General features: G+C 52.7%; 26 protein-coding genes and 1 tRNA gene. 22 read left to right on the forward strand and 5 right to left on the reverse strand.

What is annotated here, in order from left to right:
- Window positions 1–220: 220 nt before the first annotated feature.
- Both ACR0MQ_RS22405 and ACR0MQ_RS22410 read left to right on the forward strand, forming a co-directional pair.
- A complete protein-coding gene (locus tag ACR0MQ_RS22405) occupies window positions 221–1,153 on the forward strand; it encodes an SdiA-regulated domain-containing protein (RefSeq protein ID WP_480458135.1) in 933 nt (310 codons plus the stop codon).
- 218 nt (window positions 1,154–1,371) lie between these two features.
- Window positions 1,372–2,916 (forward strand): ShlB/FhaC/HecB family hemolysin secretion/activation protein, encoded by a 1,545-nt coding sequence (locus ACR0MQ_RS22410; protein WP_480611102.1) that lies wholly within the window; start codon window positions 1,372–1,374, stop codon window positions 2,914–2,916.
- A gap of 440 nt (window positions 2,917–3,356) precedes the next feature.
- Here the strand turns inward: ACR0MQ_RS22410 and ACR0MQ_RS22415 are convergent, their stop codons facing one another.
- Entirely contained in the window at window positions 3,357–3,548 is a 192-nt protein-coding gene (locus tag ACR0MQ_RS22415) for a hypothetical protein (protein ID WP_010443492.1), read from the reverse strand.
- 733 nt (window positions 3,549–4,281) lie between these two features.
- Here ACR0MQ_RS22415 and ACR0MQ_RS22420 point away from each other — a divergent pair.
- From ACR0MQ_RS22420 to ACR0MQ_RS22435, 4 genes are all read left to right on the forward strand, one after another.
- On the forward strand, window positions 4,282–4,656 hold the full coding sequence (locus ACR0MQ_RS22420) for a DUF4345 domain-containing protein (RefSeq protein ID WP_010443491.1): 375 nt from the start codon (window positions 4,282–4,284) through the stop codon (window positions 4,654–4,656).
- 16 nt (window positions 4,657–4,672) lie between these two features.
- Window positions 4,673–5,530, forward strand: a complete 858-nt coding sequence (locus ACR0MQ_RS22425) for a DUF302 domain-containing protein (RefSeq protein ID WP_480611105.1) — start codon at window positions 4,673–4,675, stop codon at window positions 5,528–5,530.
- Window positions 5,531–5,915: 385 nt separating this feature from the next.
- A complete protein-coding gene (locus ACR0MQ_RS22430; protein WP_480611108.1) occupies window positions 5,916–6,692 on the forward strand; it encodes a 2-keto-4-pentenoate hydratase in 777 nt (258 codons plus the stop codon).
- Between the two features lie 186 nt (window positions 6,693–6,878).
- A complete protein-coding gene (locus ACR0MQ_RS22435) occupies window positions 6,879–8,273 on the forward strand; it encodes a DUF2779 domain-containing protein (RefSeq protein WP_480611111.1) in 1,395 nt (464 codons plus the stop codon).
- Window positions 8,274–8,358: 85 nt separating this feature from the next.
- Here ACR0MQ_RS22435 and ACR0MQ_RS22440 read toward each other — a convergent pair whose 3' ends face one another.
- The gene (locus tag ACR0MQ_RS22440; protein WP_480611114.1) at window positions 8,359–9,333 is read right to left on the reverse strand and encodes an adenylate/guanylate cyclase domain-containing protein; all 975 of its coding nucleotides are present in this window, start codon (window positions 9,331–9,333) and stop codon (window positions 8,359–8,361) included.
- 464 nt (window positions 9,334–9,797) lie between these two features.
- Between ACR0MQ_RS22440 and ACR0MQ_RS22445 the strand changes: the two genes are divergently transcribed.
- The 7 genes from ACR0MQ_RS22445 to ACR0MQ_RS22475 all read left to right on the forward strand — a co-directional run bounded on the left by ACR0MQ_RS22445 (window position 9,798) and on the right by ACR0MQ_RS22475 (window position 12,528).
- A tRNA-OTHER gene (locus ACR0MQ_RS22445) sits at window positions 9,798–9,891 on the forward strand.
- Window positions 9,892–9,910: 19 nt separating this feature from the next.
- Window positions 9,911–10,072, forward strand: a complete 162-nt coding sequence (locus ACR0MQ_RS22450; protein WP_480611117.1) for a hypothetical protein — start codon at window positions 9,911–9,913, stop codon at window positions 10,070–10,072.
- Window positions 10,065–11,123, forward strand: a complete 1,059-nt coding sequence (locus ACR0MQ_RS22455) for a hypothetical protein (protein ID WP_480611120.1) — start codon at window positions 10,065–10,067, stop codon at window positions 11,121–11,123. Before ACR0MQ_RS22450 ends, ACR0MQ_RS22455 begins: the two co-directional genes overlap by 8 nt.
- Complete coding sequence (locus ACR0MQ_RS22460; protein ID WP_170334772.1) at window positions 11,116–11,280, forward strand: hypothetical protein; 165 nt, start codon at window positions 11,116–11,118, stop codon at window positions 11,278–11,280. Before ACR0MQ_RS22455 ends, ACR0MQ_RS22460 begins: the two co-directional genes overlap by 8 nt.
- Window positions 11,273–11,428, forward strand: coding sequence for a hypothetical protein (locus ACR0MQ_RS22465; RefSeq protein WP_480611123.1), 156 nt, complete (start codon window positions 11,273–11,275; stop codon window positions 11,426–11,428). The genes ACR0MQ_RS22460 and ACR0MQ_RS22465 overlap by 8 nt, the downstream gene beginning before the upstream one ends.
- On the forward strand, window positions 11,425–11,736 hold the full coding sequence (locus tag ACR0MQ_RS22470) for a hypothetical protein (RefSeq protein ID WP_170399866.1): 312 nt from the start codon (window positions 11,425–11,427) through the stop codon (window positions 11,734–11,736). Before ACR0MQ_RS22465 ends, ACR0MQ_RS22470 begins: the two co-directional genes overlap by 4 nt.
- Window positions 11,737–11,931: 195 nt before the next feature.
- Window positions 11,932–12,528, forward strand: coding sequence for a hypothetical protein (locus tag ACR0MQ_RS22475; RefSeq protein ID WP_480611126.1), 597 nt, complete (start codon window positions 11,932–11,934; stop codon window positions 12,526–12,528).
- A 376-nt stretch (window positions 12,529–12,904) separates the two neighbouring features.
- On the opposite strand, the gene ACR0MQ_RS22480 is transcribed toward ACR0MQ_RS22475, so the two are convergent.
- Both ACR0MQ_RS22480 and ACR0MQ_RS22485 read right to left on the reverse strand, forming a co-directional pair.
- Window positions 12,905–13,273, reverse strand: coding sequence for a DoxX family protein (locus ACR0MQ_RS22480; protein WP_480611129.1), 369 nt, complete (start codon window positions 13,271–13,273; stop codon window positions 12,905–12,907).
- The gene (locus tag ACR0MQ_RS22485; RefSeq protein ID WP_480611132.1) at window positions 13,270–14,301 is read right to left on the reverse strand and encodes a helix-turn-helix domain-containing protein; all 1,032 of its coding nucleotides are present in this window, start codon (window positions 14,299–14,301) and stop codon (window positions 13,270–13,272) included. The genes ACR0MQ_RS22480 and ACR0MQ_RS22485 overlap by 4 nt, the downstream gene beginning before the upstream one ends.
- Before the next feature lie 191 nt (window positions 14,302–14,492).
- On the opposite strand from ACR0MQ_RS22485, the gene ACR0MQ_RS22490 reads away from it, so the two are divergent.
- The 3 genes from ACR0MQ_RS22490 to ACR0MQ_RS22500 all read left to right on the forward strand — a co-directional run bounded on the left by ACR0MQ_RS22490 (window position 14,493) and on the right by ACR0MQ_RS22500 (window position 18,240).
- Window positions 14,493–15,998 (forward strand): metal-dependent hydrolase family protein, encoded by a 1,506-nt coding sequence (locus tag ACR0MQ_RS22490; RefSeq protein ID WP_480611135.1) that lies wholly within the window; start codon window positions 14,493–14,495, stop codon window positions 15,996–15,998.
- A gap of 90 nt (window positions 15,999–16,088) precedes the next feature.
- A complete protein-coding gene (locus ACR0MQ_RS22495) occupies window positions 16,089–16,919 on the forward strand; it encodes an efflux RND transporter periplasmic adaptor subunit (protein WP_480611138.1) in 831 nt (276 codons plus the stop codon).
- A gap of 19 nt (window positions 16,920–16,938) precedes the next feature.
- The gene (locus ACR0MQ_RS22500) at window positions 16,939–18,240 is read left to right on the forward strand and encodes an alpha/beta hydrolase (protein WP_480611141.1); all 1,302 of its coding nucleotides are present in this window, start codon (window positions 16,939–16,941) and stop codon (window positions 18,238–18,240) included.
- 485 nt (window positions 18,241–18,725) lie between these two features.
- Here ACR0MQ_RS22500 and ACR0MQ_RS22505 read toward each other — a convergent pair whose 3' ends face one another.
- The gene (locus ACR0MQ_RS22505; protein ID WP_480611144.1) at window positions 18,726–20,096 is read right to left on the reverse strand and encodes a tetratricopeptide repeat protein; all 1,371 of its coding nucleotides are present in this window, start codon (window positions 20,094–20,096) and stop codon (window positions 18,726–18,728) included.
- 108 nt (window positions 20,097–20,204) lie between these two features.
- Between ACR0MQ_RS22505 and ACR0MQ_RS22510 the strand changes: the two genes are divergently transcribed.
- From ACR0MQ_RS22510 to ACR0MQ_RS22535, 6 genes are all read left to right on the forward strand, one after another.
- Window positions 20,205–20,513, forward strand: a complete 309-nt coding sequence (locus tag ACR0MQ_RS22510) for a hypothetical protein (RefSeq protein WP_480611146.1) — start codon at window positions 20,205–20,207, stop codon at window positions 20,511–20,513.
- A gap of 4 nt (window positions 20,514–20,517) precedes the next feature.
- Window positions 20,518–21,972: a guanitoxin biosynthesis MBL fold metallo-hydrolase GntH gene (gntH, locus tag ACR0MQ_RS22515; protein WP_480611149.1), complete on the forward strand. Its 1,455-nt coding sequence runs from the start codon at window positions 20,518–20,520 to the stop codon at window positions 21,970–21,972.
- Window positions 21,973–22,054: 82 nt separating this feature from the next.
- Entirely contained in the window at window positions 22,055–23,164 is a 1,110-nt protein-coding gene (locus tag ACR0MQ_RS22520) for an HlyD family secretion protein (RefSeq protein ID WP_480611152.1), read from the forward strand.
- Between the two features lie 29 nt (window positions 23,165–23,193).
- The gene (locus ACR0MQ_RS22525) at window positions 23,194–23,880 is read left to right on the forward strand and encodes an ABC transporter ATP-binding protein (RefSeq protein ID WP_480611155.1); all 687 of its coding nucleotides are present in this window, start codon (window positions 23,194–23,196) and stop codon (window positions 23,878–23,880) included.
- A gap of 47 nt (window positions 23,881–23,927) precedes the next feature.
- Window positions 23,928–25,373 carry an ABC transporter permease gene (locus ACR0MQ_RS22530; RefSeq protein WP_480611158.1) on the forward strand — a complete coding sequence of 482 codons (1,446 nt, stop codon included), beginning with the start codon at window positions 23,928–23,930 and terminating at the stop codon, window positions 25,371–25,373.
- Between the two features lie 18 nt (window positions 25,374–25,391).
- Window positions 25,392–26,045, forward strand: a complete 654-nt coding sequence (locus ACR0MQ_RS22535) for a DUF3299 domain-containing protein (protein ID WP_480611161.1) — start codon at window positions 25,392–25,394, stop codon at window positions 26,043–26,045.
- Window positions 26,046–26,178: the final 133 nt, after the last annotated feature.

The raw sequence follows: 26,178 nt of genomic DNA on the forward strand, positions 1-26,178 counted from the left end.
ATCAATAACCCTGCCATAAGTGGGAAAGTCTTGTTCAACTTAACTTCCTTCCTGCTTACTCTAGCAGATTGCGTTCCGCCAAAGGCACATCGTGCCCTATTCAATTCAATCGCAACAGGCGGGATCAGGTAAAGAGATTACAGTGCATTCTTCGGACATCGTGTCCGGACTGTGATACGAACGCTGATACAGGGATGTGGTCCAAGCGCGAGAGAATCCAATGACAGAAAACAGATTGTTTTCGTCAAAAGCTGAAATTTCACGGTGTTTCTGCAATCTTAGAAGACTCGCTGTTGCGGCCAGCTTGGTTTCGGCAGCCTTCTTGCCTTGGACCGATTTTGCCTGCGCCGAAAGTGCTGGTTTGGTTCTGGTCGATAAATTCAAGGTGGCAGACAAATCAGAGGGATTTTCAGAGCCTTCCGGTTTAGCAATGTCTAACGCTGAAGGCTTCTTGTGGTCTGTAAGTGATGCCGAACCTAAACTGCACCTACTCGGTGTCGACGGGGTATTAGGAAACTCTTTCAAGTTGCCAGCATTGGCAGGATCAGATTTGGAGGGTGTTGCACCTCGAAAAGATGGATCTGTCTTGGTGCTTCAAGAAACTGACCGATCAATCCTAGTCGTTCACCCAACTGACCCCATTCAACTGACTACAATACCTCTCGCATCTCTCAAAGGTTACCCGACCGCCGCTGCTTTACTCATCGACAACCCTTTGAACAAGGGCCCCGAAGGCATCGCCGTTGACCCGGAATCTGGGCGGGTCTTCGTTGGCATTGAGGGACAACCAAGGTTGTTAATGGTGTTATCACCAGAGCTAGACGAAATTATTGAGATCATTCCTTTAGCCCGCAATGCAGGTTTTATCTCCGAGCGTGTAGATGATGATGAACTGGATTTGAGTGGCCTGGCATGGTCCCGGTCCTCGCGTTCTATTTGGATTGTGAGTGACAAAAGCCGTCAGATCTTCGTCTACAATCCAAAATCCAAATCAGTAAAGTCTATCAGTTTGACGTTCACAGAAGATGGAAAACAAAAAGAAGTTAAACATCCCGAAGGGATCGCTCTCGATGAGACCAGAGGGCTTCTCTATATCTTGACGGACGATGCCAAGAAATCGCGGCTTTATGTTTTTGAGCAACCGGAGTTGTGAGGACTGTCCTACTAGTTCTCTACTCTAACTGGTTGAGAAGCGGGTTTTGTAATTGAGCGCCGCCGTATGTGCGGCGTACTAAGTAATTCTGCGCTCTGTTCGATATGTTTCTAAAAAACATCACCCATCAATGTATTCGAATAGCGTCAGGTTCACATATGCGAACCACGTAATAACATCGGGTTTCAATATGCTCAGTCACCTTAAGGTTGTCAAAAATGCCCGTAACCAACTCGGTTGTAATTGCGATCACTTGCACTCTTGTGGCCACTGCATCAGTTCCCAAAAGTAGCAGTGCCCAAACCTGGGACGTCGCATCCCGGCATTCTGTCAGCGGCGCAACGGTATATGATACGGATGAGCTGTTAACGTTTGCCGGTCAGTTGGCCTTTAATCGGTCAGGGCGCATCACAGCGGTGGAGGTCGCATCAACGATCACTCAGATCTACCGAGAAGACGGTTACTTCTTGGCTGAGGCCTGGCCTGGTCCCGATGGGCAGAGCATAATTGTCGATGAAGGGCGTATTCAAACCATCGAAATCGAAGGTGTAGATACGCGCACGTTCCAAACTTTGGAAAAGATCTTTCGCCCCCTCACCACCGCATATCCAATAACTCTCAAACGATTTGAGCGGGCCGTTATGTTGGCCGAGGACATACCCGACTTGGACGTGTCGACCGAACTTGATTACCCGGATCAAGCTGGTGCGCGGCTGAGGGTATTGGGAGAGCCTCTGCGCAAACAAGCCGGTAGTGCGACACTCGACAACCCTCCGCGTGAGCTTGGAGAAGCGCTCAGCTTCTATGCCGTACAAGAGTTTTATTCAACGCTGACCGTCGGGGATTTGCTGCGATTTGAGGGATCAGGCAATTACAATTGGGACAAAGACGATGAACACTCTTTATGGGGCGCTCTTACCTATCGCACGCCGCTGAACAGCAATGGTCTGTACGGTGAGATCTTCTACGGGAACATAAACGCAAAACGTGACCTCTCGGGGGACTTTGCAAGAACAGATATTGACGGCGAGAACTTCACAGTCGCGATGGGTTACCCCGTGATCCGCGATGTGGCCCGCTATGGGTATCTTCTGCTGGATTACCGCATTTCCGAAGCGGACTCAGTCAGCGGCGGCGTTCCATTGTCTAGTGACGCGAGTGTCGTTGGCCTTACATATCTTTACGGGCAAAACTACCCAAAAGGACAAGCTCTGGAAGCGGGGCTAACCTTATCTTTTGGTGACAATGACAACGACACCACAGACGCAAGTTTTGACGACGGGGACTCTTCGTTCTGGCATCTACGAGGCGGCGTCGGATACGAAAGCCCGCTAACGGGTTTGTCTCCCAACACAGCTTGGCGCACCGAGATCTGGGGGCAGTACACAACAGACCGGCTGCCCTCAGTCGAGGAGTACTTCCTCGGTGATCGTTATGCTTTGCGCGGATATCGTTTTGACGAAGTGGATGGTGATTCCGGGATTTCCGCGATTTTCGAAGTGTCTCATTCCTACTTCCCCAGTTCCCAGAGCATACATCGCTTAACACCCTTTGCCTTTTTCGACGTGGGTTACATCTCGAACAATGACCCTGCGAGTTTCGAAGTTGATAATGCTACACTGGCCTCAACAGGTCTGGGTTTGGACATCGAGTTTAAGCGAAACCTATTCCTGTCCGGATATGTAGGTGTCCCTTTGAGAGACGGCCCTTTGACCGACTCTGGCGATCCTGGCGCGTATCTTGCTCTGACAACAAGTTGGTGAGGATGTTATGAAACGGAACCGCATTGCTTTGCTTGCAGCAGCTTGTTTGTTTGCAGAACTGGCCGCTACGCAGGTCGTCGCGCAGGGAAATCACTACGGGTGGTGCCGAGGCGTAGGGAACCCACACCAGTCGAGCCAAGGGTGCGGGCAGGCTGGTGGGCAAGGGGCAGGTAATCAAGTTACTGGCCCAACTCAGCCGGTGGCAAATCAGTTGCCGCCTAAGGGAACGCAGCAAACGCCCACGTCCGTTGTTGTGCCTGTCCTTGCGCCGGGCGCGGTCCCGAACGCAATTCCCGGTCGGGTTCCTATCGCAACGCCAATAGCGGTTCCCGGTCAAGTTCCAACGCCGATCGTAGCACCAACCCTAGCTCCACCCTTGGTGCCAAATCCGACACCAAACCGGGTTCCGACAGCCGTTCCCAATCAGGTTCCGCCATTGGCTACCGGGCCAACTGCTGTGCCGCCGCAAGTTCCGACTGCGACTCCCAATCAAATTCCGATAGCTGTCCCTGGCCAGGTTCCGCCTCAGCCTGATGTGCCGCCCCTTGTGCCAACTGCAACACCAAACCAAATACCAGTCGCCGTTCCTGGTCAGGTCCCGCCTCAGCCTTCCGGTCAAACTGCTGTGCCACCGCTCGTCCCGACCGCGACTCCTAATCAGGTTCCCATAGCGGTTCCTGGCCAGGTTCCACAGTTGACACCAAGACCTATGGCAACTCACGTAGCCGTCCCAGGACATAAGAATCCACAAGGTGTCGTGACAATCATGCGCCCTAGGCCGAGGCCAACAACCGGTGCTGTTCAGCAACCTGGCTCAACACAAGTGACCCACTACTTAAGTCACCAAAGCAACTCAAAGAAACACGATCACGTCGCAGCGACACCGGGACGGCATGACCCGCACGACCTACCGAGATTCCGCAACGCGGCGGCCAAGGAAAACTGGGAATGTGTTGCCAGCGGATTCGGACAGCGCCGGTATGATGCTGGGCGAGGCGTATTGCTCAACAACGGAGCGTTGCGGCACCTCGGAAACGTGGACGCTATGGCACGAGATGTCCCTGCACGGCATCCAAAACACTCTGGATGCATTATCTCGGTTAAACGAAAGCAGCAGTAGCGCCAGTCTGGTAAAGGCACATCTAGAAACCTTAGAGGAATTCTTCCGAGTGGGAAGCTGGTTTCCAACCAAGGTTAAGTTGAAGAATAGACATCAACCGAAGGTGTCATCTCTCAGAAGGTTAATGAGGCATACAATATGCCTTTCTGATTGCTGTTTGGGCATCCGGCTCGAATCATCGGTTGCCTCAAAAAACCGATTGGGAATTCGCAAAAGAGCGAAACCTCTACGAGAAGGAGTCCTCCATGAGTGCTAGATTGGTACTTTTGCTTGCTGCCGTCGGCCTCGTGCCAATTGCGTTATCATACGGTCTGATGCCCGGCAGTTCGATCCCAGTTTTGCTGGGATTTCCTGTGGAAGGGACGAACCAAACCCACGTGTTCCGAGCGATTATGGGTCTTTATCTGGCAAACGCTTTGTTTTGGTTAGCGGCTGTGGCGAAACCAGATTTACAACAACCGGCGCTTTGGGTTCTTTTTTTGTTTATGTCGGGACTGGCAGTTGGACGCATGCTAAGCATTCTTATCGATGGAGTTCCAAACGGGGTACTTCTATTTTTTCTTGCGGCCGAGATAGCTTTTGCAGCTCTGGCGGCGGTTTCCCTGAGAAAAGTACAATGAAACAGGAAGTGTTAAAGTGCTGAGGTTTTTCTTTGTTCTCTCGATGATTACAACCGCGTCGGTTTCGACCTCCGGTCTTGCACAATCGTCATCTGTTCAGACTGCGGTGGACAAAAACTTTTTAGAGCTTGAGACTGCCGTTGTCGAAGCGGGAGCTACTCCAATCGCATCGATAGATCACGCGCGTTTGGCCAAAGCTGAAGGCGTAGAAATGCCAGCATCACGTGTACTCATTTTCTCTGATCCAGAGATAAACACGCCCATTCTGGAAGAGAACGTACGAGCAGGTCTGGACCTTCCTTTTCGCGTTCTCTCATTCGATCAGGATGATCGCCCGCAGATCGCCTATACAGACTCTCAGTTTCTCAAAGTGCGGCATGGTCTGAATGACACCCAAGCGTTAAATACATTTGAGAGCAAGCTGCTCGAAGTTCTGAACGGCTTGGATGCAGCACCAGCGCCAACCAGCGAATTGTTTGCCGACTATGGGGTCATCGAACTGCGATCTCAGCGCAGCGTACCAGAGGCAGTCGAACGTCTCAGGACAGCCGTAATGGGGCAGGACGATACTGTCTGGTTTGGGGAAATCGATTTTGCAACGGAAGCTTCCCAACAGGGGGTGGCGCTGCCGGATACGGTTCTCTTGCTGTTCGGCGGACCAGCACCCGGTGGCGTGGCAATGGCGGGCTTTCCGGAAATTGGTTTGGATGCCTTTTGCCAAAAACTACTGGTTTATGCGAATGAAGAGGGCGGCTCCGTAGTCATTTTCAATGACATCGCTGCCTTGGCGGAGTTGCACTACGGTTCCTCTGCCGAGCCTCATCACGGTTTGAACAAACGACTTACCTCAACATTTCGCACTGCAATTGAGTAGCCGCTGGTTGGAAGTCACAATTTTTCTGAATTGCTATATTCCGTATTTAGCTGCCCATTCTGGGCTGGGTACACTGCTCAAATTGAATTCAAAAAATGCTCTATTTCCACTAGGGCTTTAGGCCAGGCAGGATCATAATCTGGCATCGTATTGTTTGCTGTCTCAAGGCCAATAAAGCGCGCATTCTCGATGCCGGAGGCGAATATCCTACCTTGTTCTACACTGTGCATCCTGTCTCGATTAGCGTGCATGACCAGAGCCGAACAGGTGATCCGCAGAAGTAAATCGGTTACGTCGACCCCTGCGACCAGTGGTCCAATCTTGAGCCAATCCTGATGGACCTCGCTTGCATCGCAATCCAGCCTTCGGCAGGTATAATGCGAATATGACAAGAGATATTGAAGCTAGCGCTAAGACAATCGCTGATGCCCTGACCTCTGCCCAGCAGATATCTAAACTGTCTTCAGAGGCCGAACAGCTAACGCTGGATGAAGCATATTCGATTGCAAGTCGCGTCCGAGAGCTTCAGGGCAAAAAGAGAGTTGGCCGGAAGGTCGGCTTCACGAACCGCACGATTTGGCCTGTTTATGGTGTAGATCAACCCATTTGGGGAGAGGTCTACGCAGATGGGCTGTTTTCGACTGATCAGTCGGTAAACTTGGCAAGGTATTCAGAACCGAGAATCGAGCCAGAAATCGTTCTGGGCCTTAAACATGCACCAACAGCTGAAATGAACAATGAGCAGTTGGCAGGTTGCGTGGAGTGGGTGGCCCCTGGGTTTGAAATAGTTCAATCGATTTATCCCAACTGGAAATTCTCGGTCGAAGACTCAATCGCAGCACAAGGATTGCACGGCTGCCTTGTTCTTGGCGACAAAATCGCGGCTACGCATGATGTCTTGACCGGCTTAGCCGAAGTGCCACTAGCATTGTTCAAGGGCGCCGAGGCCATCGAGTCCGGCAAAGGTGAAAACGCGCTTGGAGGCCCAATTGAAGTCCTGGCTCATCTTGTGTCTCTGCTCTCCGAAGCCGACCAGCTTCAGGGAGGCGAGCTGGTAACAACCGGTACTTTGACAGACGCATGGCCAGTGTTTCCAAGTGAAGAATGGTCAGCTGGTTTTGGTGGCGTGATGGACGCCGAGCTATCGGTACGATTTACATGAGGCTTTGGTAGAGTGGTGACGCCGACTGCACCAATGAAGAGTTACTCTCAATAGCTGGCCACGATGGTCTTCCACTGGTTTCATCAATTCTGGAATGCAAATAATACGATGCTATCCAAATCTGATTATATGTTGTTTCTCAGGCACCCCGCCTGGCTATGGATCAAGAAGCACGCCAGGCATCTGTTGCCGCCGATTGACCCCTCATTGCAAGCGCGCTTTGACGAGGGGCACGCGTTTGAGCCCTACGCGGAGGAGCTTTTTGGAGATCTCGAAAAACTCGGCTTTTCAGATTTTTCAGAATACCAAGCTCTGCCCGCGCGCACTCTGGATGCTTGGAGAGATGGTGCGAACGCCGTGGCTCAAGGACGCTATGAAGATGGAACCATAACTTGCATCTCCGACATCGTGAGTCGCAGTGGCGATGAGTACGTTCTGACAGAGATCAAGAGCGGGACATCTGCAAAGCCCGAACACACCTTTGATCTCGCCTTCCAGCGTGTCGTGCTTGAGGCAGCCGGGTTCCCCATTGCGCGCTGCGAAGTGGCACATGTGAACCGTGATTACGTCAGAAACGGCGAAATCAATCCGCAAGAGCTTGTCGGCATCACTGACATCACGGATGCGGTGACTGAGCAGCTCGAAAAAACACGCACGCGTATCGATCAGGCATTGAGGGTCATTGCCAGCGTTACGATGCCTGATCCGTCCCCTGAACGTGCGCGCCTTAAATCCTACGGTGAATGGCTGGAGATCCGCGAGAAGCTAGACCCTCCACTAGTGCAAGACAGCATCCACCGCCTTCCGTTCATGAACGCGGAAAAAGCCTCCGAACTCATCGCAAACGGGATCACAAAGATTGACGAGATCAGCGATCCATCTGTGTTGGGCAAGTCGACACAGCGCTACTTGAGAGCAGTAGCGAACCGTGCACGCACTATCGATCATCAGGGGTTGAGCAGGTTTCTGAGCGAGATTGTCTATCCGGTTTATTACTTTGACTACGAGACGTCTCAAAGTTTGCTGCCACCTTGGGACGGAACGCGTCCCTATCAGCAAGTGGCTTTCCAGTATTCCTTGCATACCCAGCATGAGCCTGACGGAGAAATCGAGCACAGGGAGTATCTCCACCGTGACTCCAGTAATCCGATGCCAGCCTTACTGAAAAGACTTCGTGAAGACATAGGTGACGTTGGTTCTGTAGTGGTTTGGTATGCGCCGTTCGAAAAATCGCGCAATACGGAAATGGCGGAAACTTATCCAGAGCACGCAGAGTTCCTGGAAGGCCTAAACGCCCGCGTTGTAGATCTTATGAAGCCGTTTGCGGATGAAGTGATCAACGATCCCGCGTTCATGGGAAGCGCCTCTATCAAGGCCGTTCTTCCAGCGTTTTTGCCAGAACTTTCATACGATGATCTGGACATCAAAGAGGGGGCGAGCGCGTCTCGCCTTTGGAAGGACGTAACACTGACCGAATCGGATGATCCAGAGCGCGAGAAGGTCTATTCTGATCTTGTTGCGTATTGCACGCGCGACACTTGGGCGATGGTCGCAATTCATCGGGAATTGCTGGCGATGTGAGGTGTGCTGCGAACCTCAAAACAACTGGCGGTGCTGCTCCCCTAGGAAACTAGGCGATTTGCCGGAGTTACGGCGCCCCCAACACTTAATCTTGCCACTCCAACCGATACAAGACGTGGTGACCGCGTAGACCTTTCAGGAGTCTGGGTTCTATTTCAGAAAAAGAGAAATCAGTTCGTCCTCCGACCATGGCGCGTGTCGCATCTGAAACGAGTATCTCGCCTGCCGCACCAACGGTCGTTATGCGTGACGCTTTGTTGACCACAGTACCGAAAAAATCTCCACGAGATTGCACGACATCGCCAGTGTGAATTCCAATCCGGACACCGAAAGACGGCTCCTCGGCAGCCGATGCAATGGCATTCTGAATCTTGACAGCGGCCGTTAGCGCTTCCTTCGCGGACGGAAAGACGGACAACGTTCCGTCTCCAAGGGATTTCACGAACTGGCCATGATACTTCTCAATGATCGCCGCCAAGACTTGGAAGTGGTTTTCGATCAGCACCGACCAACGCTGATCGCCCAACGCCTCCGCTAACGTTGTGCTGCCCTCCACATCAGTAAAAAGTACCGAAGCCAAACCTTCGGTTTGGACCAGCTCGGGTCCATCTTCACGCGCAGCGTCAACCAGTTTTTGGATGGCCAGCTGTTCCTTACCCACGAGTTCAATATTTGGAGTGGGCACTGAAGCGTGGCGATTGATGATCTTCCAGGCCGCTCCCTCCAGGACAAAAATCAGGACGGTGCGGTAAAAGACGGCTTCATCAAAGCCGACAAACTGAATCTTATGGACGAAGGATGACCATCCCGTTTCTCCGTTTTCGAAGGCCTCAGCTTCAACTTCTTCGAAAACGACGGGTGCCGGGATCTCCGCAAAAAATCCGCTAACCCCATCGCGAACTGCTTGCCCGCTCCAAAACTCACCTTCGCCTGTCCCAACGAACCGTAGTTCATCTGCTTTCGACAGAAAATCCTGCAACTCGTCTGTATTCTTCTTGGTTCTGAGTATTTCATACCAACGCCTGGAAACTGCCAGCAGTTCAGGTGAGGAACGTATCATCACAAATGACTCGAAACGCTAAATGGAATGAGACTTACAATGTCTTGCAACCGGGATCTCCATTTTCGAAAGATGCAGGTCAATGCTGCCGCTGAGGTTTGGTCAGATCAAGACTTTTGTATTTCTCCAGAACGGAGCGCATAAGACGCAGATCAAAAGACGCGCGTCGGTTCAGAGCGAACTATCGACGGAGTTTCTGAGTTCGAGTCCGGATCACAGGGTATCGAATCGCTTCGCTGTCTGAGAGCTACTCGACGCTGTACTGACCCGCAAAATAACATGCATCAGTGTATCGGGCACACGCTAAGCTAGAAGGTTCCCAGAACTACGCGGTGAATTTCTAAGTACAGCACGCTCCGTCTTGACATGGTTATACGAACTGGTTCAGCTTCCGGTCATGACGTACACACGCATCCACTGCCATCGAATATCGGCCTGAGGTCGATAACCCACGCGAAATCCGTGGGAGGCAGCATTGGTATGCGGGCGAGGCTTATATCCTTGTAATTGCTCCAGATTAGAGTGCACGAGTCGGTTCGATTCCGACGCCTCCTACCATCCTCAGGAGGTGTCCGACATGGCGGGCGACGTCACGAACGCAATTGATTTCAAAGACATCAAACAATCGGTCGAGGAGAGCCTCGGACGCACACCCGAAGGCTGGTCCGGCTTGCCAGATCTCGAGAGGGGTCTTCCATCTCAACAAGACCAAATTCTGGAGAATGTGACTGATGGATGATGTCGAAAAGAGCTGGAAGGAATTCCGGGGAAAGGTCCGAGGTGTGATCGAGGACCATGGAGCGCCAGATGATCTCCGCTCATTTGACGCCTGGTACGCCGAAGAGATGCGTTTGGTGATGGCGCACAACTACCCAGCTCCGCACGTCTCTGACGTCACATGGTCGACCGAGGGTTTGCATGTCGAGTGTAATGACCTCGAAGTGGTCGACCGTATGATGATTGCTATGGCGGAGGTTTCACACGATCTCAAAGAGGCGCGGGCCCGGAGGTCAGTGATGAGCAGTGTTGTCGACTGGAATGATATTCATGGAAGCGTCTTCAAGCAGCTTGGTGAGTATCGTGCCGGGTGGGCGGAGCAGCTTACGCTTGCACTTGAGAAAGTGAAAAGGTTGATCGACGAGCAGCCCGACCTGTTTGGTGGTGAACACCCGTCCATCGTTCAGATCAAACAGAAATGGGGAGGCTTGCGCGTCTATGGGGGCCCGGGCTGCAACCAAGCTACGAGTGAAGAGATTCAATGGCGTGTCGATCAGATTGAGCAAACCTGTGAAGGTTGTTCTAATTCTGCACAACGCCAGAGCATCCTTGGGTTTGTGACGATGCTTTGCAGCTGGTGCTACAATGATGCTCTGCGGCGGCGATTTGAGGGCGCCGAAGAATCCTGGCCCGACAGCCTGAGGCTGGACATTGTGGAAAACTATCCAGACCTCGTTTCTCCGGATTGCGCATCTCTTGTTCCTGCTGTCGGAAAGGGCTGGCTCGTCATGATTTCGCAAGCACTCCACAAGCTTTCCTTCAGTCAGGATTTCAGGGCACTAGCCCCTGGAACTATTCAGATCTCGGATATTAAGAAAGGCCAGGATGGCAAGATTTCCATCGGTTTCAGTCGATACCACGATCTCATTCAGGAGTACGCTGACTGGATGGAATTTCGATGCGGTGTGACGTGTCAAGAGTGTGGCCACGTTGGTGACGTCGTTCGGACAGCCGACAGGTCTCAAGTGCTCTGTTCTCACTGTTACTGTACTCGGGAGAAGTCTGATGGGTGATGACGACGACGTTGAGCTGGATGAACAAACCTTGCGTTTGCTTAGGCTTCGGGAGGCTGAAATTGCGGCCGGTCGAGCAAAACTAACCAAGCCGATTACCTCGGATGAGATCCGGTCGCGAAAGGTGCCTGATCCGAAGGGTAAACCAGATGAGTGACGAGACTACAGAAGAGGAAATCCCAATTTTCGTAGTCTGCGAGACTTTGGTGAACGGCAAACTTCGAGAGATTGAAGGAAAAGAGATCACTGAAAAACCAAACAAGATCTTAGTCTTGACGATCAGTGTCGAGGATGTTGAGCGATGACAGATGATTTTTCAGAAGACGAGATCTTCGGGCGCCCGTTACAGGATGTTCCTCTGGATGACTTGATCGCAGAGTTGCAAGCTCGTCGCAAAGAGGGTCCGGAGGTCTGGCTTGCATTGCGCAAAATGATTTTCGAGCAAATCGCCGATTTTGCACAGCGTCCGGCCGATGCGCCCAAATGGCGGGATGAATGGGTCAAAGAGAACACCTGGGATCTAGTGACTGAGGACGATGATGTCGAGATCACTGATGGTAGCGGCAACGTGTTCGACGACCTCGGGATCGAAGACCCAAGGAAGAAGACTTAGTGATGGGGGCGGAGCATATCAGCTTGATCTTATCCGCCGTGATCATTGTCGCGTTGACGATCTACGTCAGACACATCGTCCACACTGCTGGAAAAGATCGCGAAGTCGATCCAGAGCGAGTTAAAAGGATAATGCGAGATCTGGACTACAGCCACCTGGACCGAGTGATGAACCGGCGAAGGAAGGGGTAGTGGGATGTTGAAGGTGGTTGTCTATGTTGGTGATCACGAGGTCGCCCGAGCTGTGGCTGAGAACGATTCAGAACTCGCGGACGTGTCTGATTACAATATTCGAATGAACGAACGGGCCGCTGAACAGCTGGGCATTCAAGAAAAAGGTCTGTGCGGCCAGATTGAAGGCCACCCTCGAAGTCAGACGGTCTGGGCGCTCGTCCGCAAGATCGCAGACCTTTGGCTTGCGGGGACCGGCGCGGGCGAAGAAAGCGTTGAGGCAGAGCTGCTGCCGATGATCCGCAAGTCTATCCGCGAACTAGATGAGAGGGTCGAAAAGGAATCGAACCAGAGCGAAGATTGGAATGCTGTTATCAAGCAGATTTCTGATGACGAGCCGTATTCCCTGGGCTTCTACGCTGACAAATTTGAGTCGTGGATAGCGAACGAGATTGAAGCTCTACGATGTGATGTGTTTGAGACAGCCACAGAGGAAGAACTAATGGCCGAGGTCGAACGCCGGCGAAGAGCTGGTCTACTGCCCAAGGAGGCCTCGAATGATGGCTTCTCAGATCTGGTTGATGATCTCTGGGGCAAACTCGATACAGACCCAGACCGCTAGTACAGCTTACCTGCCGCCATTACCCAATGTTTAATATAAGATGTCTTATATGGCGACTGCCGTTGTAGTAGTGCGCGCTTCTTCTAAGCGCCTCTCCTGCTAGGAGCCAAAGCGCCCCGGATATGCATTACCCCAACACTGCTCTGCGGAACCATGTACTACCAGTCTCTGCGATGAGCATGGTTGACCGCAACCAGCCCGAAGCGGACAATCATCGTCGGGCTTTGCAAACCCCGAAATGCGGACAAACCCGCCGCCCGGCCCGATGGCGTCAACTGGCGCTTTCGGCGCTCATTGCTATTTCGAAGAAAATACATGAACGGTGGCTTTCTGCTTCAGAACAGTCTCTTTGGGACAACCATATGCACTTTGCAATTCACGTGAAGACCGAATTTATGCTGCTCCAACCGTTCCAAAGCACAAATGCAGAAAGAGCCGCTGTTATCATTGCGGGGATTCCGTCTTTCCAGGAGTCAAAGATCAGGTGACAGAAGATGGCGCCGACGGATGTTGCCAAAAGTGCAGCCGCCCCGAGTGGACCTAGCCCCGATCCCTGGAACCAGATTGAGACAGCCCCGAACAATTCGACGAGACCGACCAAAAACATCATCTGCCGATTGAGGCCATAGCTTTCGAACATCGCCAGCTGCGTTTCGAAAACCCTCTTTTGCCAGCCCGCAAGTTTGATTGAACTCGCCAACAGGAAGAACGCAGACAAAAGCGCAATGACTATCGTTAAGGTCATTGTTCTGGTCCCGTATATGAGCGCTTGAAAGCCTGTGGGGACTGACCGGTCCACCTCCGGAAAGCCCGTGAGAATGCAGTCGGGTCGGAAAACCCCAGTTGCTGAGCGGCGTGCCTGACCGAGCAGGATTCCACACCCAACAGTTCAATCGCTTTCTCACGTTTCATGCGTGCAATGACCTTAGAGGTTGTCTCACCCCGTTCTGACAGACGCGCATTCAGGGTGTTGGGATGCAAACCAACCGAGCGCGCGGCCTCTTCCGCTGTGAACGCCGGATCGGACAACCGGGACCGGACGATGTCTTCGAACCCGGTCAAAAAATCGAGCGGGGCAGCAAGTTCCATGATTGATGGGTGATACTCGGGGTTGTTCTCCAACATGTCCTCTGAGAGGCGATGGTTCAGCCAGGTGGATGGGAAGCGTATCGAAAACCCTCGTTCGTCGGACGGAATGCCAGTAACCCCGTAAAACTGTTTGGGCAATACGTTAGGGTTGGCCAGTTGCAGTACGATTTCGCGCGGATCCCAACGGAAATCGATCACTCGATGCAGCAGTGAAATCCAGATCCCGATCATAAATCCATCGGCTTGGGCAGGTGATACGGACGAGCGAAAATGCCGTCGGGCCGCAAAGTAAGCATATTCGTCTTCTACGACCAAGGACTGAGTGACTGCGTTGGACTCTTTTGAGACAATCTGGGTGAAGCGTGTGAACAAGTCACCCAGCGTAAAGGCCTCTGCAAGCTCCTGCCCTTTTGGAAGGAAGCGCTTGAGATCTACAGACTGGCCAACCCGTGTGCAAAAATCTGCTCCTTCGGCTTCAGATGCGGCATTGAAGGCTGCATATACAGTTTCATGTGACAGAAAATGCTCAGGTGCGATCATCATTGCCGCGTCAAATCCAAGATCCTGAAAAACTGCTTCGAAGTCCTGCCCCTGCGCTCGCAACGCATCAATGACGGGCGCCAACACAGTTGCTCGAACCATCGGAAGATCAGAATTTCTGGGTGTTTTTCGATTCCCGAACATATTCGCTCCCTCTACCCGGACTCATGCCACCTCTGTCTCTGGCTTTCTAGAAAAAATGCGGGAAACCTGACCATATCCTAACAAGAAAATTTCTGACCTCAGGAGATTGTCAGGCATGCCGCATGAGAAGCTGCCATAGTCTGGAGAGGAAAAGGTCGATTCAAGATCGATCATGCGTTCATGGAGATGACATGTTTACCAGAACCACGTCGATTTTGGTCGCCACCGCGTTCATCCTTACCGCGGGGGCGGCATTTGCCCAGCAGGAAACGCCATCGGTTACCTTGTTCAAAAACGTCATGGTGTTTGATGGGACAACCGACGATCTGCAAGATCTCGATGTTCTCGTCGTGGACAACAAAATCCACAAAGTCGCCGAAGATATTCCGGAATCCGGAACATGGGAGGTCGAGACCCGAAAAGCAGCGATTGAGGTTTCGCCAATCAGTGGCGGTGCCGGTTCAGGCTATACCTTTGTCGTTGAAGGTGACGACGGGTCCAAAACGGTTGAGATTTCGCCAACTGTCATCGACGGCGGCGGCCGCACGCTGATGCCCGGCCTGATCGACAGCCACGTGCATTTCTACCTGTCCATGGGCGGTGGTCGGATTGGAATGGAAAACTCACGCTGGGATCTCTTCCCTGCGATGGGCGCCCAAGCCGCACAGGAATGGTTCGCCGACGGGTTCACGACTGTCAGGGACATGGGCGGCATGCATGACGGGTTGCGGACAGTTGTCGATCAGGGATTGTTGGAAGGGCCGCGCATGTATCTGGCGGGTTCCACGATTTCCCAGACATCCGGCCATGGTGATACCCTATTGGCGGGTCAAACCGACCCCAGCGACAACAATCTCGGCCGACTCGGAGTGTTCGTGATTGCGGATGGACCGGATGAGGTGCGTCAGGCCGTGCGCCAGACATTTGGCTATGGCGCCACCATCGTGAAGATCATGATGGGGGGTGGAATCGCCGGTGCCAAAAGCCCGATGTTCGCGCCACAATTCACCGACGAAGAGATTCTGGCCGCAGTCGAGGAAGCCGAGGCTCGGGATGTCTATGTCGCGGCTCATATCTACACGGACAAGGAGATCAAACGCGCGTTGGAACTCGGGGTGAAGACCATCGAGCACGGCCAGTTCATTTCAGAAGAATCCGCCATGCTTCTCAAAGAGAAAGGCGGCTTCATCAGCCCCTACCTTGCCTCGGTTGTCAGCGACGAGATCTTCAAACACCCGCTGTTCGGCAATCCTAATTCCTTTGAGTATCCGCGGGTCATCGAGATGAAGGAGAACGCAAAGGACTTTGTGTCGATCATGCAGAAGGTGCGCCCCAAAATGGTCTTCTCCTCGGACATTGTGAACACTAACGGCGTTTCAGCCCGGCAGCAGCGAGATCATGAGAAGTGGGTATTCGCCGACATATTCGGAAACTTCGAAGCGCTGAAGGCGATGACGTCCGTGGGCGGCGAACTGGCTCTGCTTTCGGGTCGGTCCAATCCCTATCCGCACAAACTGGGTGTGATCGAGGAAGGGGCCTATGCCGACATCCTTCTGGTGGATGGCAACCCGTTGGAAGACATCACCGTTATTGGCGGCAACCCCAAATGGTTTGATGCAGAGCCGCGCGCGCGCGGCATAGACTCCATCAACCTCATCATGAAGGACGGCGTGATCTACAAGAGCACGCTGAACTGAGCGATGGGCGGGATGGTTCACCTCGTCCATCCCGCCCGTTTGTAAAAACCATTAGAGGAACCAAAAAACCGACATAGGAGAGAGACACACGTGGCAAGAAAGCTTTTGCGAGCCACACTGATCACAACCTTGCTTTGCGCGACCGTAGTGAACGCACAGAGCAGTGATCCGGGAGTTTTCAGTGCGGAAGGAGAAGGAATAGTTGTGCCAGCCAAAAGCTGGGATGTGTCGGCAGCCGCCGAAAACCAGATCGACACTGTCCACTTTATTGAAGGTCAATTCGTCAAAGAAGGTGATCTACTGGTGACTTTCGACCAGGTCTTCAAGCAATGGGATGCCAAAATCGGTGAGTTGGCTCACGAGCAGGCCGTGGCTGAACTGGAGTTGGCCCAGGCTGACTTGTCCAGAAAGAAGCGGCTGGGCACCAATTCTGTTTCTGAAGTCGAGATTGCGCAAGCTAAAGCGCGCGTCAAAATCGCCGAAGCGACCGTTGAGACAAAGAGGCTCAATGCAGAAAAGGCCAAGGCTATCTCAGATCTCCAGCTCATCCACGCACCGTTCGACGGCCAGATGAGTGCGCCGCGGTTTCGCGATAATGCAAACGTCGTCGCCGACTCGCCCGAAATCGGAACCCTGTATCAACTGGATCCGATCCACGTTCGCGTGGAAGGGACATATGAGAAGCATCAGGAACGCATCCTCGCAGGCGAAAGCCACGACAGTGTAATGGGCAGCCTGACACTGTTGTTGGAACTGCCGGAAGGTGGTGAGTTCCCACACCGGGGACGCCTTGTATCAACGCCGTTCGAATTCGATCCGGAGACAGGGATTGGCTACAGCATCGCCGAATTCCCCAATCCTGAATTCCTATTGCGCCCCGGCATGAAGGTCCGGGTCACGTCTTATGAGAACGCAAAATAACCAACGAAAGGAAAGTCGAATGAAAACTCGGAAAACTCCGTTTGTGGCTTCGGCTGCATTGGCGGGGATTGCCACCGTTGCCGTTTCCGATACAGAAAACCACGGATCACATTGGACTTTGATGTCTGATGCTTACGCACGTGTCGGCGACATTCTGAATTCTGAGGAAAGTACTACTGCCGTCGAGCGTTTGAACGAAGAATTGTCTGCGCTGAAAGAGGCTTGTGATACGTTGGAAGTAAAAAGTCAGAACGCGCCATGTCACGAAGACGTTCGGCGCCTTCTATCCATTGCGACCTTCAACGCCGACCCCAATGATCCAAACCGAAACAAGACATTTCCAACGCATATTCCCGATTTTGTTAGCCCGGAGATGCGTGAGGTGATGGTTAACTGGACGCCCAATTGGCTCACCAGCAGTTGGGAAGGCTACCCAGATCCGACGGACTACGATGCATGGCAGTCGTTGCACGACGAATTGATCGACCCGATGGAGGCCGCTGGCAAGCAACTTTTAACGACTCTGAACTTAACTACCGAGGAACGAGAGATTGGCGGTGTCAGAACTGTTACAATCAAGCCCAGCGAGAACCGCCATCCGGGTAAGGTCTTAATTCACGCACATGGAGGGGCCTTTTACGGAAACACTCCGGAAACAACTTTTGACCGGACAGCACCGCTTGCCAATCATATGGGCATCGACATCGTTTCGGTCGACTATAAGTTGATGCCCGCCCCCGACTGGGACATTTTGGACCAGCGGGATCAGGTGATCGCCGTTTTTGATGCTCTGACCGGAGAGGGCGGGGGATATAAACCGGAGGACGTCGGAATTTACGGTTGTTCCGCGGGCGGCGGATTGGTGGCGATGGCGACAAATGCCATGTCGCATCGCGGAGGAGCGCTGCCTGGTGCGGCCGTAATGCAAAGCCCGCAGACTGATTTCTCGTTCAACAGCGACTCGACATGGACGCTGCGGTACGACGATCCACGCACTAACGTAGATCACTTGATCGACTCAGTGTGGCCGATGCTGGGAATTACTGAAGAGAAAGCACAGGATCCACGCTACTCGACTGTCTATGACAATTTCGAGGGACGAGATTTCCCTCCGACGATGGTCCAGACTGGCTCTAAAGAAATTCAGATGAGCGACGGCATACGCATGTACGGAGTCCTGCGTAGTGCCGGTCACGAGGCGATTCTGGATGTTCACGACGCCATGCAACACTGCTTCCACGGTCATTCGGAGACACCTGAATCCGCCGAAGCGGTTCGTCGCGTCGCTGATTTCCTAGAAGAGCATCTTGGTTCAGAATGAGAAAAATGGATCGCTGAAAGGAGGGGGCGCGTGGCTCGGAGAGACGCTTTGAAGTCGCTCGCCCCACATTGAAAAACGTAAGAAAATGGACGTTGTCAATTCTCAGCGGATCGAGGCCATTTTCCGCGTTCGGGACCTATGATCCGAGCGCCGTGAACGGCCAATGTCCGCCCTTCGCGACTGATGCTGCACAAAATACGAATGCGTACAATGGGCTCAATTCGGACGTTTGCCCGAATGTCGCGAACGACCGCGATGCGGGACTTTTCTGCTCTTCGCCTGTTCGGGATCAAGAATCGCACGCAGCCCTAAGCAGACCTTCAAAACCAAACTTTGCAGTTCCCGAGTTGCGGACAAAGCCGCCAATTGTTCGATTTTTGCCGAAGTCCGCTTCCGATCCGCATCAATAACGACCGATTAAGCCAGAAAGGCATATAGCAGCTAGCGAAAGCGATTGAATTGACCGATTGTGGCGCCTCAGTGGGTCAATCCGATACATCCCATCCCGCCGCCTGCAAAGCGGAAATCACGCCTTCAGATAATTCAGGGCGAGAGTAAAATGCGTCCAGAACCAGCTTTGGATTGAACTCCGGCCAAGACCCCTTCAATTGGTTCAGCGTTTCTTTCGCTTCTTTCAGTTCACCCAACCTCTGATAGGCTGCCGTCATGTAGACCAAAGAGAGCGCGCTGACAGGGTCACCACTATCACTCGCAAATTCCAGAGACGAGATTGCTTCCCGGAATTTTCCAAGGTGAAAGCTGGCTACGGCGTGAATGTTACGATGCGCAAATTGGTGACTTCCGATTTCTCGCGGATGGTTTGGGTCACTAACGGTATAGGCTTCTTCAAAATGGCCCAGAACCAGTAGTATCATGCCGCGAAAGTCCAGAACGTTTCCATCATTAGGTCGAAGCGACTGTGCCAGCTCTGAATACTCCAGGGCGCTATTATAGTCTCCAGAGACATAGGACACCCAGGCCAATGCGGATTGGCTCCAGCCACTTGAAGGTGCAATATCCACTGCTTTCAGAGCCATTGCTCTTGCGTCCCTTTTCAGAGCTTCGCGCCCCGTCTGGTTTCGCGCTTGAAGGGACTGTGTTCCCAGGCTGTGAGCTAACCCTGCATATCCACAATAGAAATCGGGGGCTTCTTTGATAGCCATTCTAAATACATCGCTGGCCAAGATCTGATTATCGATGCTGGCAACGGGAAACAGCAGGCCGCGACCTTGATCGCAGTAGTTTGAAGCTTGTACAGCCGCCGGCGACTTGCCGGACAAAGCTTTCCGCTCAAGTGTCCGTGCTGGTGTCTGGGAGTTGGCCACAACGGTCAATTCCGAGCGATCACCCCAATAATAAACCAAGGCTATGGTCCCTATTGCGACGGCAGGAATAACAATCAACCAATACGGCCTCGACCTCACTGCTGAATGATCAACTTGAACCGATTCACATGACCTCGAACAGTCCTCGAACCAAGGCGCATACCCGCCACTGTCGATGTGAATACGCAGATCGTCATCGACACCAAACGTCTCATAGTATTGCTCAAGTTTCCGTCGTAGCCGCCCTGCATCGACGCGGACGACGTTAATGTGGCCGTCATCACGGGCAAAACTCTTGAAGTAAACATCCTGAGCAATCGTTTTACCAAGAATAGCTTCGGATCTACCTGCAATGGCCTCTTCAACAACATAACTCAGGAAATTCCGTAGGCGTTCCGCTTTGGCGAATGTGTCACTTTCCAAGATCCGAGCAAGCTCTTCCCTGACACGGGATGCGTGTCGTTCCGGATCTAGGATCAAAGCGCTGCCAGACATCTGAAGACTCAAGTTTCGCTGTATTTTCAGCGCCATACTGTCAAATGAATATTTGAATGTCACCCTAATTATACGGTGTAATCCTTCCGCGATACGCGTTTTACCCTAAGGCTGGCACCCAGAAAGGAACCAGGTTTAATGATGATGACGGACGTCAAATTGTTAGAACTCGCATTCCCGGATCATGTCAGCCGCATCCATCAAATGCGGAAGACCCATAATGGATTTGACGCGCTCTGCCAGGATTTCGATTTACTCACTGATGAGTTGGAAAAACACTGGGCGAATAGCAATTCAGCAGGCCAATTCACAACCAATCCCATCGCCGAAAGTCTTGACGGATTGATCGAGGAAATCGCCGACCACCTCTCAGAAGTCATCCATTCCCAGGTTGTCCCTAAAGCCATTTCAGAAGTGGTTCCTGTATTTATCCAGTCACGTGCAAAGGACTAAGAAAATGCTGCAAGACAGGTGGAAGAAATCGACAAATTCAATTGGCGCGCTCGCTGCTGCGGCGACATTGCTCGCCACGAGCGCGTTTGGTCAGGCCCCTCCGGTACAAGAGCCCTCATCCCAAGAAGACATCGAGGCTGCGCTGTCAGGTGGTGTTCCAATGGGCCGTTGGAAAGAGGGTTTGACCTTCGAAGGCATCTCGCCGCAACCATGGTTAAAAAGCGCCGCAAACTGGTTCCCACGCACCGAAGATGTACAGCCCAACGAGATGAGAATTATCTTCATGGGATCTGCCCCATTCATTCGCCCTGGGCAAATGAACACGGCGATTCTTGTTGAGCTGGGTAACGGCAAAATTTTCATGTTTGACATCGGTGAGGGTTCGCCAGCGAACATCATTGCCAGTGGCTACGCACTGAATGAAATCACTGATGTTTTCATCACGCACCTGCACGTAGACCACTTTGGTGGGTTGCCGTACCTGTGGATGTTCGGAACCTGGGCCGGTGGATGGCACGAGCAGCTGACGGTCCACGGCCCGTCCGGCCGTACCAAAGAGTACGGCACCGCAACGATGGTAGAAGGCATGAAAATGATGACCGGCTGGCACCGGGACGCGTTCAGTGTCTTTCCCGTTGGCAAAGGTTGGGACATCGAAGTCAACGAGTTTGATTTCCGTGACAACGGCGGCGTGATTTATGACGAAGACGGTGTCAAAGTCACACATTGGCAAAGAAGCCATGCCAAAGACGGTGCGTCCGGATACCGGATGGACTGGAATGGCATGTGCTTCATCTGGACAGGTGACGGTCGACCCAACATGATCGATATTCCTTTTGCCAAAGGCTGTGATGTCTTCGTCACGGAACAGCAGCAGGAAATCATCGAAATCTCCTCTGGAGTTCAAGGCGTGCCGCCTTTCCTGGGGCGGTATACCGTCGACACCCATCACACGCCCAGCTATGCGGCCGGCTACATTGCCAATCTGGTGCAACCCAGGCTTCTGATGAACACTCACATGAGCTATGACCCCTATCAGATCGAGGAAACCGTAGCGGAGATCCGAGAGCACTGGAAAGGCCCCTATCACTTTGGAGCGCCTGACGGGATCGTTGTGAACGTCACCAAAGATCAGATATGGGTTCGCGAAGGCATATTGCCCGAGTTTCCAAACTCACGAGCGCCGCAGTTTGACTTTAGCAATGGTCAGTTGATCGTGCCGAAGCCACCCCACCGGCGCGAAGACATTCAAGAACCCTACGTGCGGGATATGGAGATCGATCCTAAGCTGTACTATCCCGAGGGATATCATCCTGAGCTGCTGACAGAGTGGCCAGTTGATGACGACCTTGTTGTTCCTCTGGAAGCGCTTCCCGAAAATCTGAAAGAGAGTATGGGCGCGGCGTGGCGCCATCGTGAAGCCAACCGCAAAGTGTTGGAAGAGCAAGGTGACAACTAAGTCATCATGACAAACAGGGCGATCACTCGTAAGTTTGGGTGGTCGTTCGAACTTTCCGGAAACATCACGAAGGAATGAAGTCTTGTTAATCGTACTTGGCCTCTACTTTGGAATAGTCTGGCTGGTCTTTTCCAAGTTTCACCTTCTCCCCTGGAACGGGTTCTGGAAAACTCTGGTTTACGGTGTAGCTGCTGTTATCGCTCTGGTGGTCATCGGTGCGCTGAACCACACAACTCCGACTGGCCCGGTATCCATTCAGGGTGTTTCAACGAACATTGCTCCGAACGTGGCGGGCACGATTACAGAAGTCGTTGTGGAGCCAAACCAGGAAGTCGCAAAGGGCGAGACCCTATTCCGGATAGATAATGAGGTTTTCAAAGCCGAGGTTTCCCGGCTCGAAGCTGTTTTGGAAACTGCAAAGTCATCTGCCGATCAACTGGTATCAGATTTGTCAGCTGCCGAGGCCGAGATTGAATCCTTGACTGCTCAGCTGACTTTCGGAATTCAGCGTCGTGATGACATCATCCGTTTGGAAGAACGAGGGGCATCAACCACGTTCCAACTGCAAGAGGCTGTCTCAACCATCGACCAGTTGACCGCGAATATCCGCGCAGCAGAAGCCCGGAAGACAAGCCTTGAGCGGCGTATCGCCGCGAAGATCGACGGGCGTGACGCAGGTATTGTGGAGGCCGAACAGGCACTTGCTCAAGCTCTTTGGCATTTAGAGCAAACAGTTGTAAAAGCGCCGGGAAACGGCGTTGTCACGGCTGTATCACTACGACCAGGTAATCGCGCCACTCCGCTACAAGGGGCAATAACTTTTGTCGAACCCGGAGACTTTGCAGTAATTGCTACTCTTCCCCAATCCAGTCGTGCCAATGTTTCGGTCGGTGACGAAATCCGGCTTGCATTTAGAACGGAACCCGGTGGAGAAATCACCGGCCGTATTTCCGATTTTCCGGTCGGAACTGTCGAAGGTACTGTTGATCTAAGATCAGGTCTTCCCTCATTGCGGGAACTAGCCGGGATATCCAGCTACATCGTATTGGTTGAACTACCTGCAGATGCAGACAATAAGTCCTTGCAATTTGGAACGTCAGGAACAGCTTTGGTCAAGACAGACGAGGCCGGAGCCATTGGTGTTTTGGCAGAGATCCTTTTCTGGGTCACCAAGAAGCTCAATTATCTTTGAAAAACCTGACCAAAGCATCTGTGTCATCAATGAAAACTGTCGAACTCAAATCCTTGGTATTTCGGTGGCCCGGTCAGCCCGACCCGGTGCTCTCAGTCGATAACTTCGATCTTGAGGCCGGGGAAAGCGTGTTTATGAGAGGCCCCAGTGGCAGCGGAAAGACCACGTTGCTCTCGGCAATTGCAGGCGTAATCGATGTGCCGCAGGGTTCCGTACGCGTTGCGGGCTCGGATGTAGGGGCTTTGGCTCGAGGTGATCGTGACCGCTTTCGTGTGGATCATTTGGGCATTGTTTTCCAGATCTTTAACCTTTTGCCTTGGCTGAGTGCGCTCGAAAACACGCTGCTGCCGTGCCGGTTTTCCGTACGGCGCCGTGATAAAGCGGGGTCAGATCCCAAGGCCGCCGCGACCCGGCTGCTTAGTGAGTTGGGTCTTGAGGATTTAGGGCTCATCAATCGACCCGCCAGCGCCCTAAGTGTCGGACAGCAACAGCGAGTTGCGGTTGCGCGGGCTCTCATCGGGGCACCCGAAGTTCTTTTGGCCGATGAACCTACGTCGGCGCTAGATGAGGAAACCAAAGACACGTTTGTGCAGCTGTTGCTTAAGGAATGCAGAGCATCAGGGACGAGCCTGCTATTTGTCAGCCATGATCGTAGCCTTGAGAAACGCTTTAACCGGAGCATTGAATTGCCGATGCTTAACAAAGGCAATTCGTGATGTTCAACCTCTGTCTAAAAAGCCTTCTCAATCGCCGTTTTGTTGCTATGTTGACTGTTCTTAGCATCGCTTTGAGCGTCGCTTTGATTGTTGGGGTTGAGCGGCTGCGAACAGAGGCTCGAGCTGGTTTTGCCAATTCTGCATCAGGCATCGACCTGATCATCGCGGCACGCGGAAACGACGTGCAGATCTTGATGGCAACGGTTTTTGGTGTTGGAACAACCGGCGCCGGTATCAGCTGGGACAGCTACGAGATGATCGAAGATCTGCCCCAGATTAGCTGGACAGTTCCAATTATGATGGGTGACAACCACCGTGGATATCCGGTGATTGGAACGTCGGAGTACTATTTTGATCGTTTTCGTCACAGCGGCGGCCAGCAACTGGTATTTGCTGAAGGTGTCCCATTTAGGTCTCCAGACGGTGCAGTGATTGGAGCAAAAGTTGCTCAGGCGTTCGGGTACACGCCAGGAACTGAAATCGTGAATGCCCATGGTTCAGGGGAAATTGCCTTTAATGTCCACGACGAAGCACCTTTCACAGTGACCGGCGTGCTGGGGCATACCGGGACGGCCGTCGACCGAATGGTCTTTGTTTCGCTCGAGGGTTTCGACGCCTTACACGAAGAAACTGCATCAGAGGTTGCGGACCCGTTCGTTATGGTCGATGCACCTGAGGCCGCCGAAGAACACGAAGACCATGACACCGCGAATTCCCATAATGAAGATCACGCAGACAGCGAATTTGCGGACGGGCATGTGAATCATGGCGAAAGCCATGGACAAGACGATCACCATGCGGAGCACAGCGACCCTGACGAGCACGAAGAAGGGCATCGGGATCATGACGACAGTAATACCCACGAAAGCGACCATGAAGACGAGGCGGAAGCTGTCAGGACTTCTGGCGGGCACGATCACAGTGGCCATGATCATGAACCGGGGACCATCAACGCGATTTTTGCCGGGCTTGAGGAGAAAACGGCGGTGCTTTCCGTTCAACGGCAACTGGCAGACCATCGCGACGAGGCACTAACTGCTGTTCTTCCTAACGTCGCGCTATTGCAGCTATGGTCGATTACCAGCACGGCCGAAACTGCGCTGCGTCTGATGGCAGGCGCTGTAGCTGTGGCTGGAATGATCGGCATGGTGGTCATGTTATCTGCTTCGCTCGACAACCGGCGGCGTGAATTCGCGATCCTTCGATCCGTGGGCGCAACACCAGTCGGTGTCTTTTCCCTGATCTTGCTTGAAGCCGCTTTCCTGTTGTTGGCCGGCATCGTGCTTGGATTAATCGCACTCAGCACTCTCACGCTTGCGATAGATCCGGTTCTTGCCGCAAATTTTGGGCTTCGCATCGGTGTTGGCCTGCCGAGTTTTCGCGAGGTTCTTCTCATAGCCCTCGTTTTCTGCTCTGGCCTTCTTGCCAGTATAATACCTGCGCTAAGGGTGTACGGTATGACGCTATCCGACGGACTGTCGGTGCGGCTTTGAATAAGAGGACCCGCTGAAATGAAGACCATTACGCATTTTCTGATTATCTTATTCGCCCTTGCGATTGCGGGGCCTCTTCTGGCAGCGGATCCGCGCAACATAGGTTGGCAGGACCTGCTTCCCGAAGAGCGACCCTACCACGATCCTTTTGCTACACTAGAATATTCTCAGATCAATGCATTGGCCATGCTTTACCGGATTGAGGTTCTGAATTCGGACAGTGCGGATGACGAGAAGCGCGCTGAAGCGGTTCAAATCCGCGAAGACCTTTTATCTCAGGGCCTTGACCCTGACTGGTTGTTTGAACAACGCGAAATTGTGATGAACCAACGGTTGATTGCCGCGCGTGAACCGAACCTTGACCTTTTGGGGAAGAACGTACGTCTTCCTGGATATCTCCTTCCCCTAGATATTGTCGACCAGAAGGCGGTCGAATTCCTTCTGGTTCCGACAGTTGGAGCCTGCATTCACACACCGCCTCCTCCGGCCAATCAGATGGTTTATGTGCGATACGAACGAGGGTTCGAAATCGAAGAATTGTATAAACCCGTCTGGATCAGCGGTAAAATACGGGCACAAAAACGGTCACAGTCCCTGAGCTATGTGGATGGACAGGCCGATATTGAAACTTCATATGCGATGGATGCTTTGTCAGTAGAGATCTATGAGTGACCTGTAAGGAAAATGGTCCGTTCTATGATTTTATCGGGATGCATCCTAGGCTCCAGACTCATTGATTTACAGCCAGAACAGCACGGTAGCTGCTAGAGCGATAGCCGAGAGGAATACCTTTGGGCATCTGTCA

The organism is Ruegeria sp. AN6, from assembly GCF_056540425.1.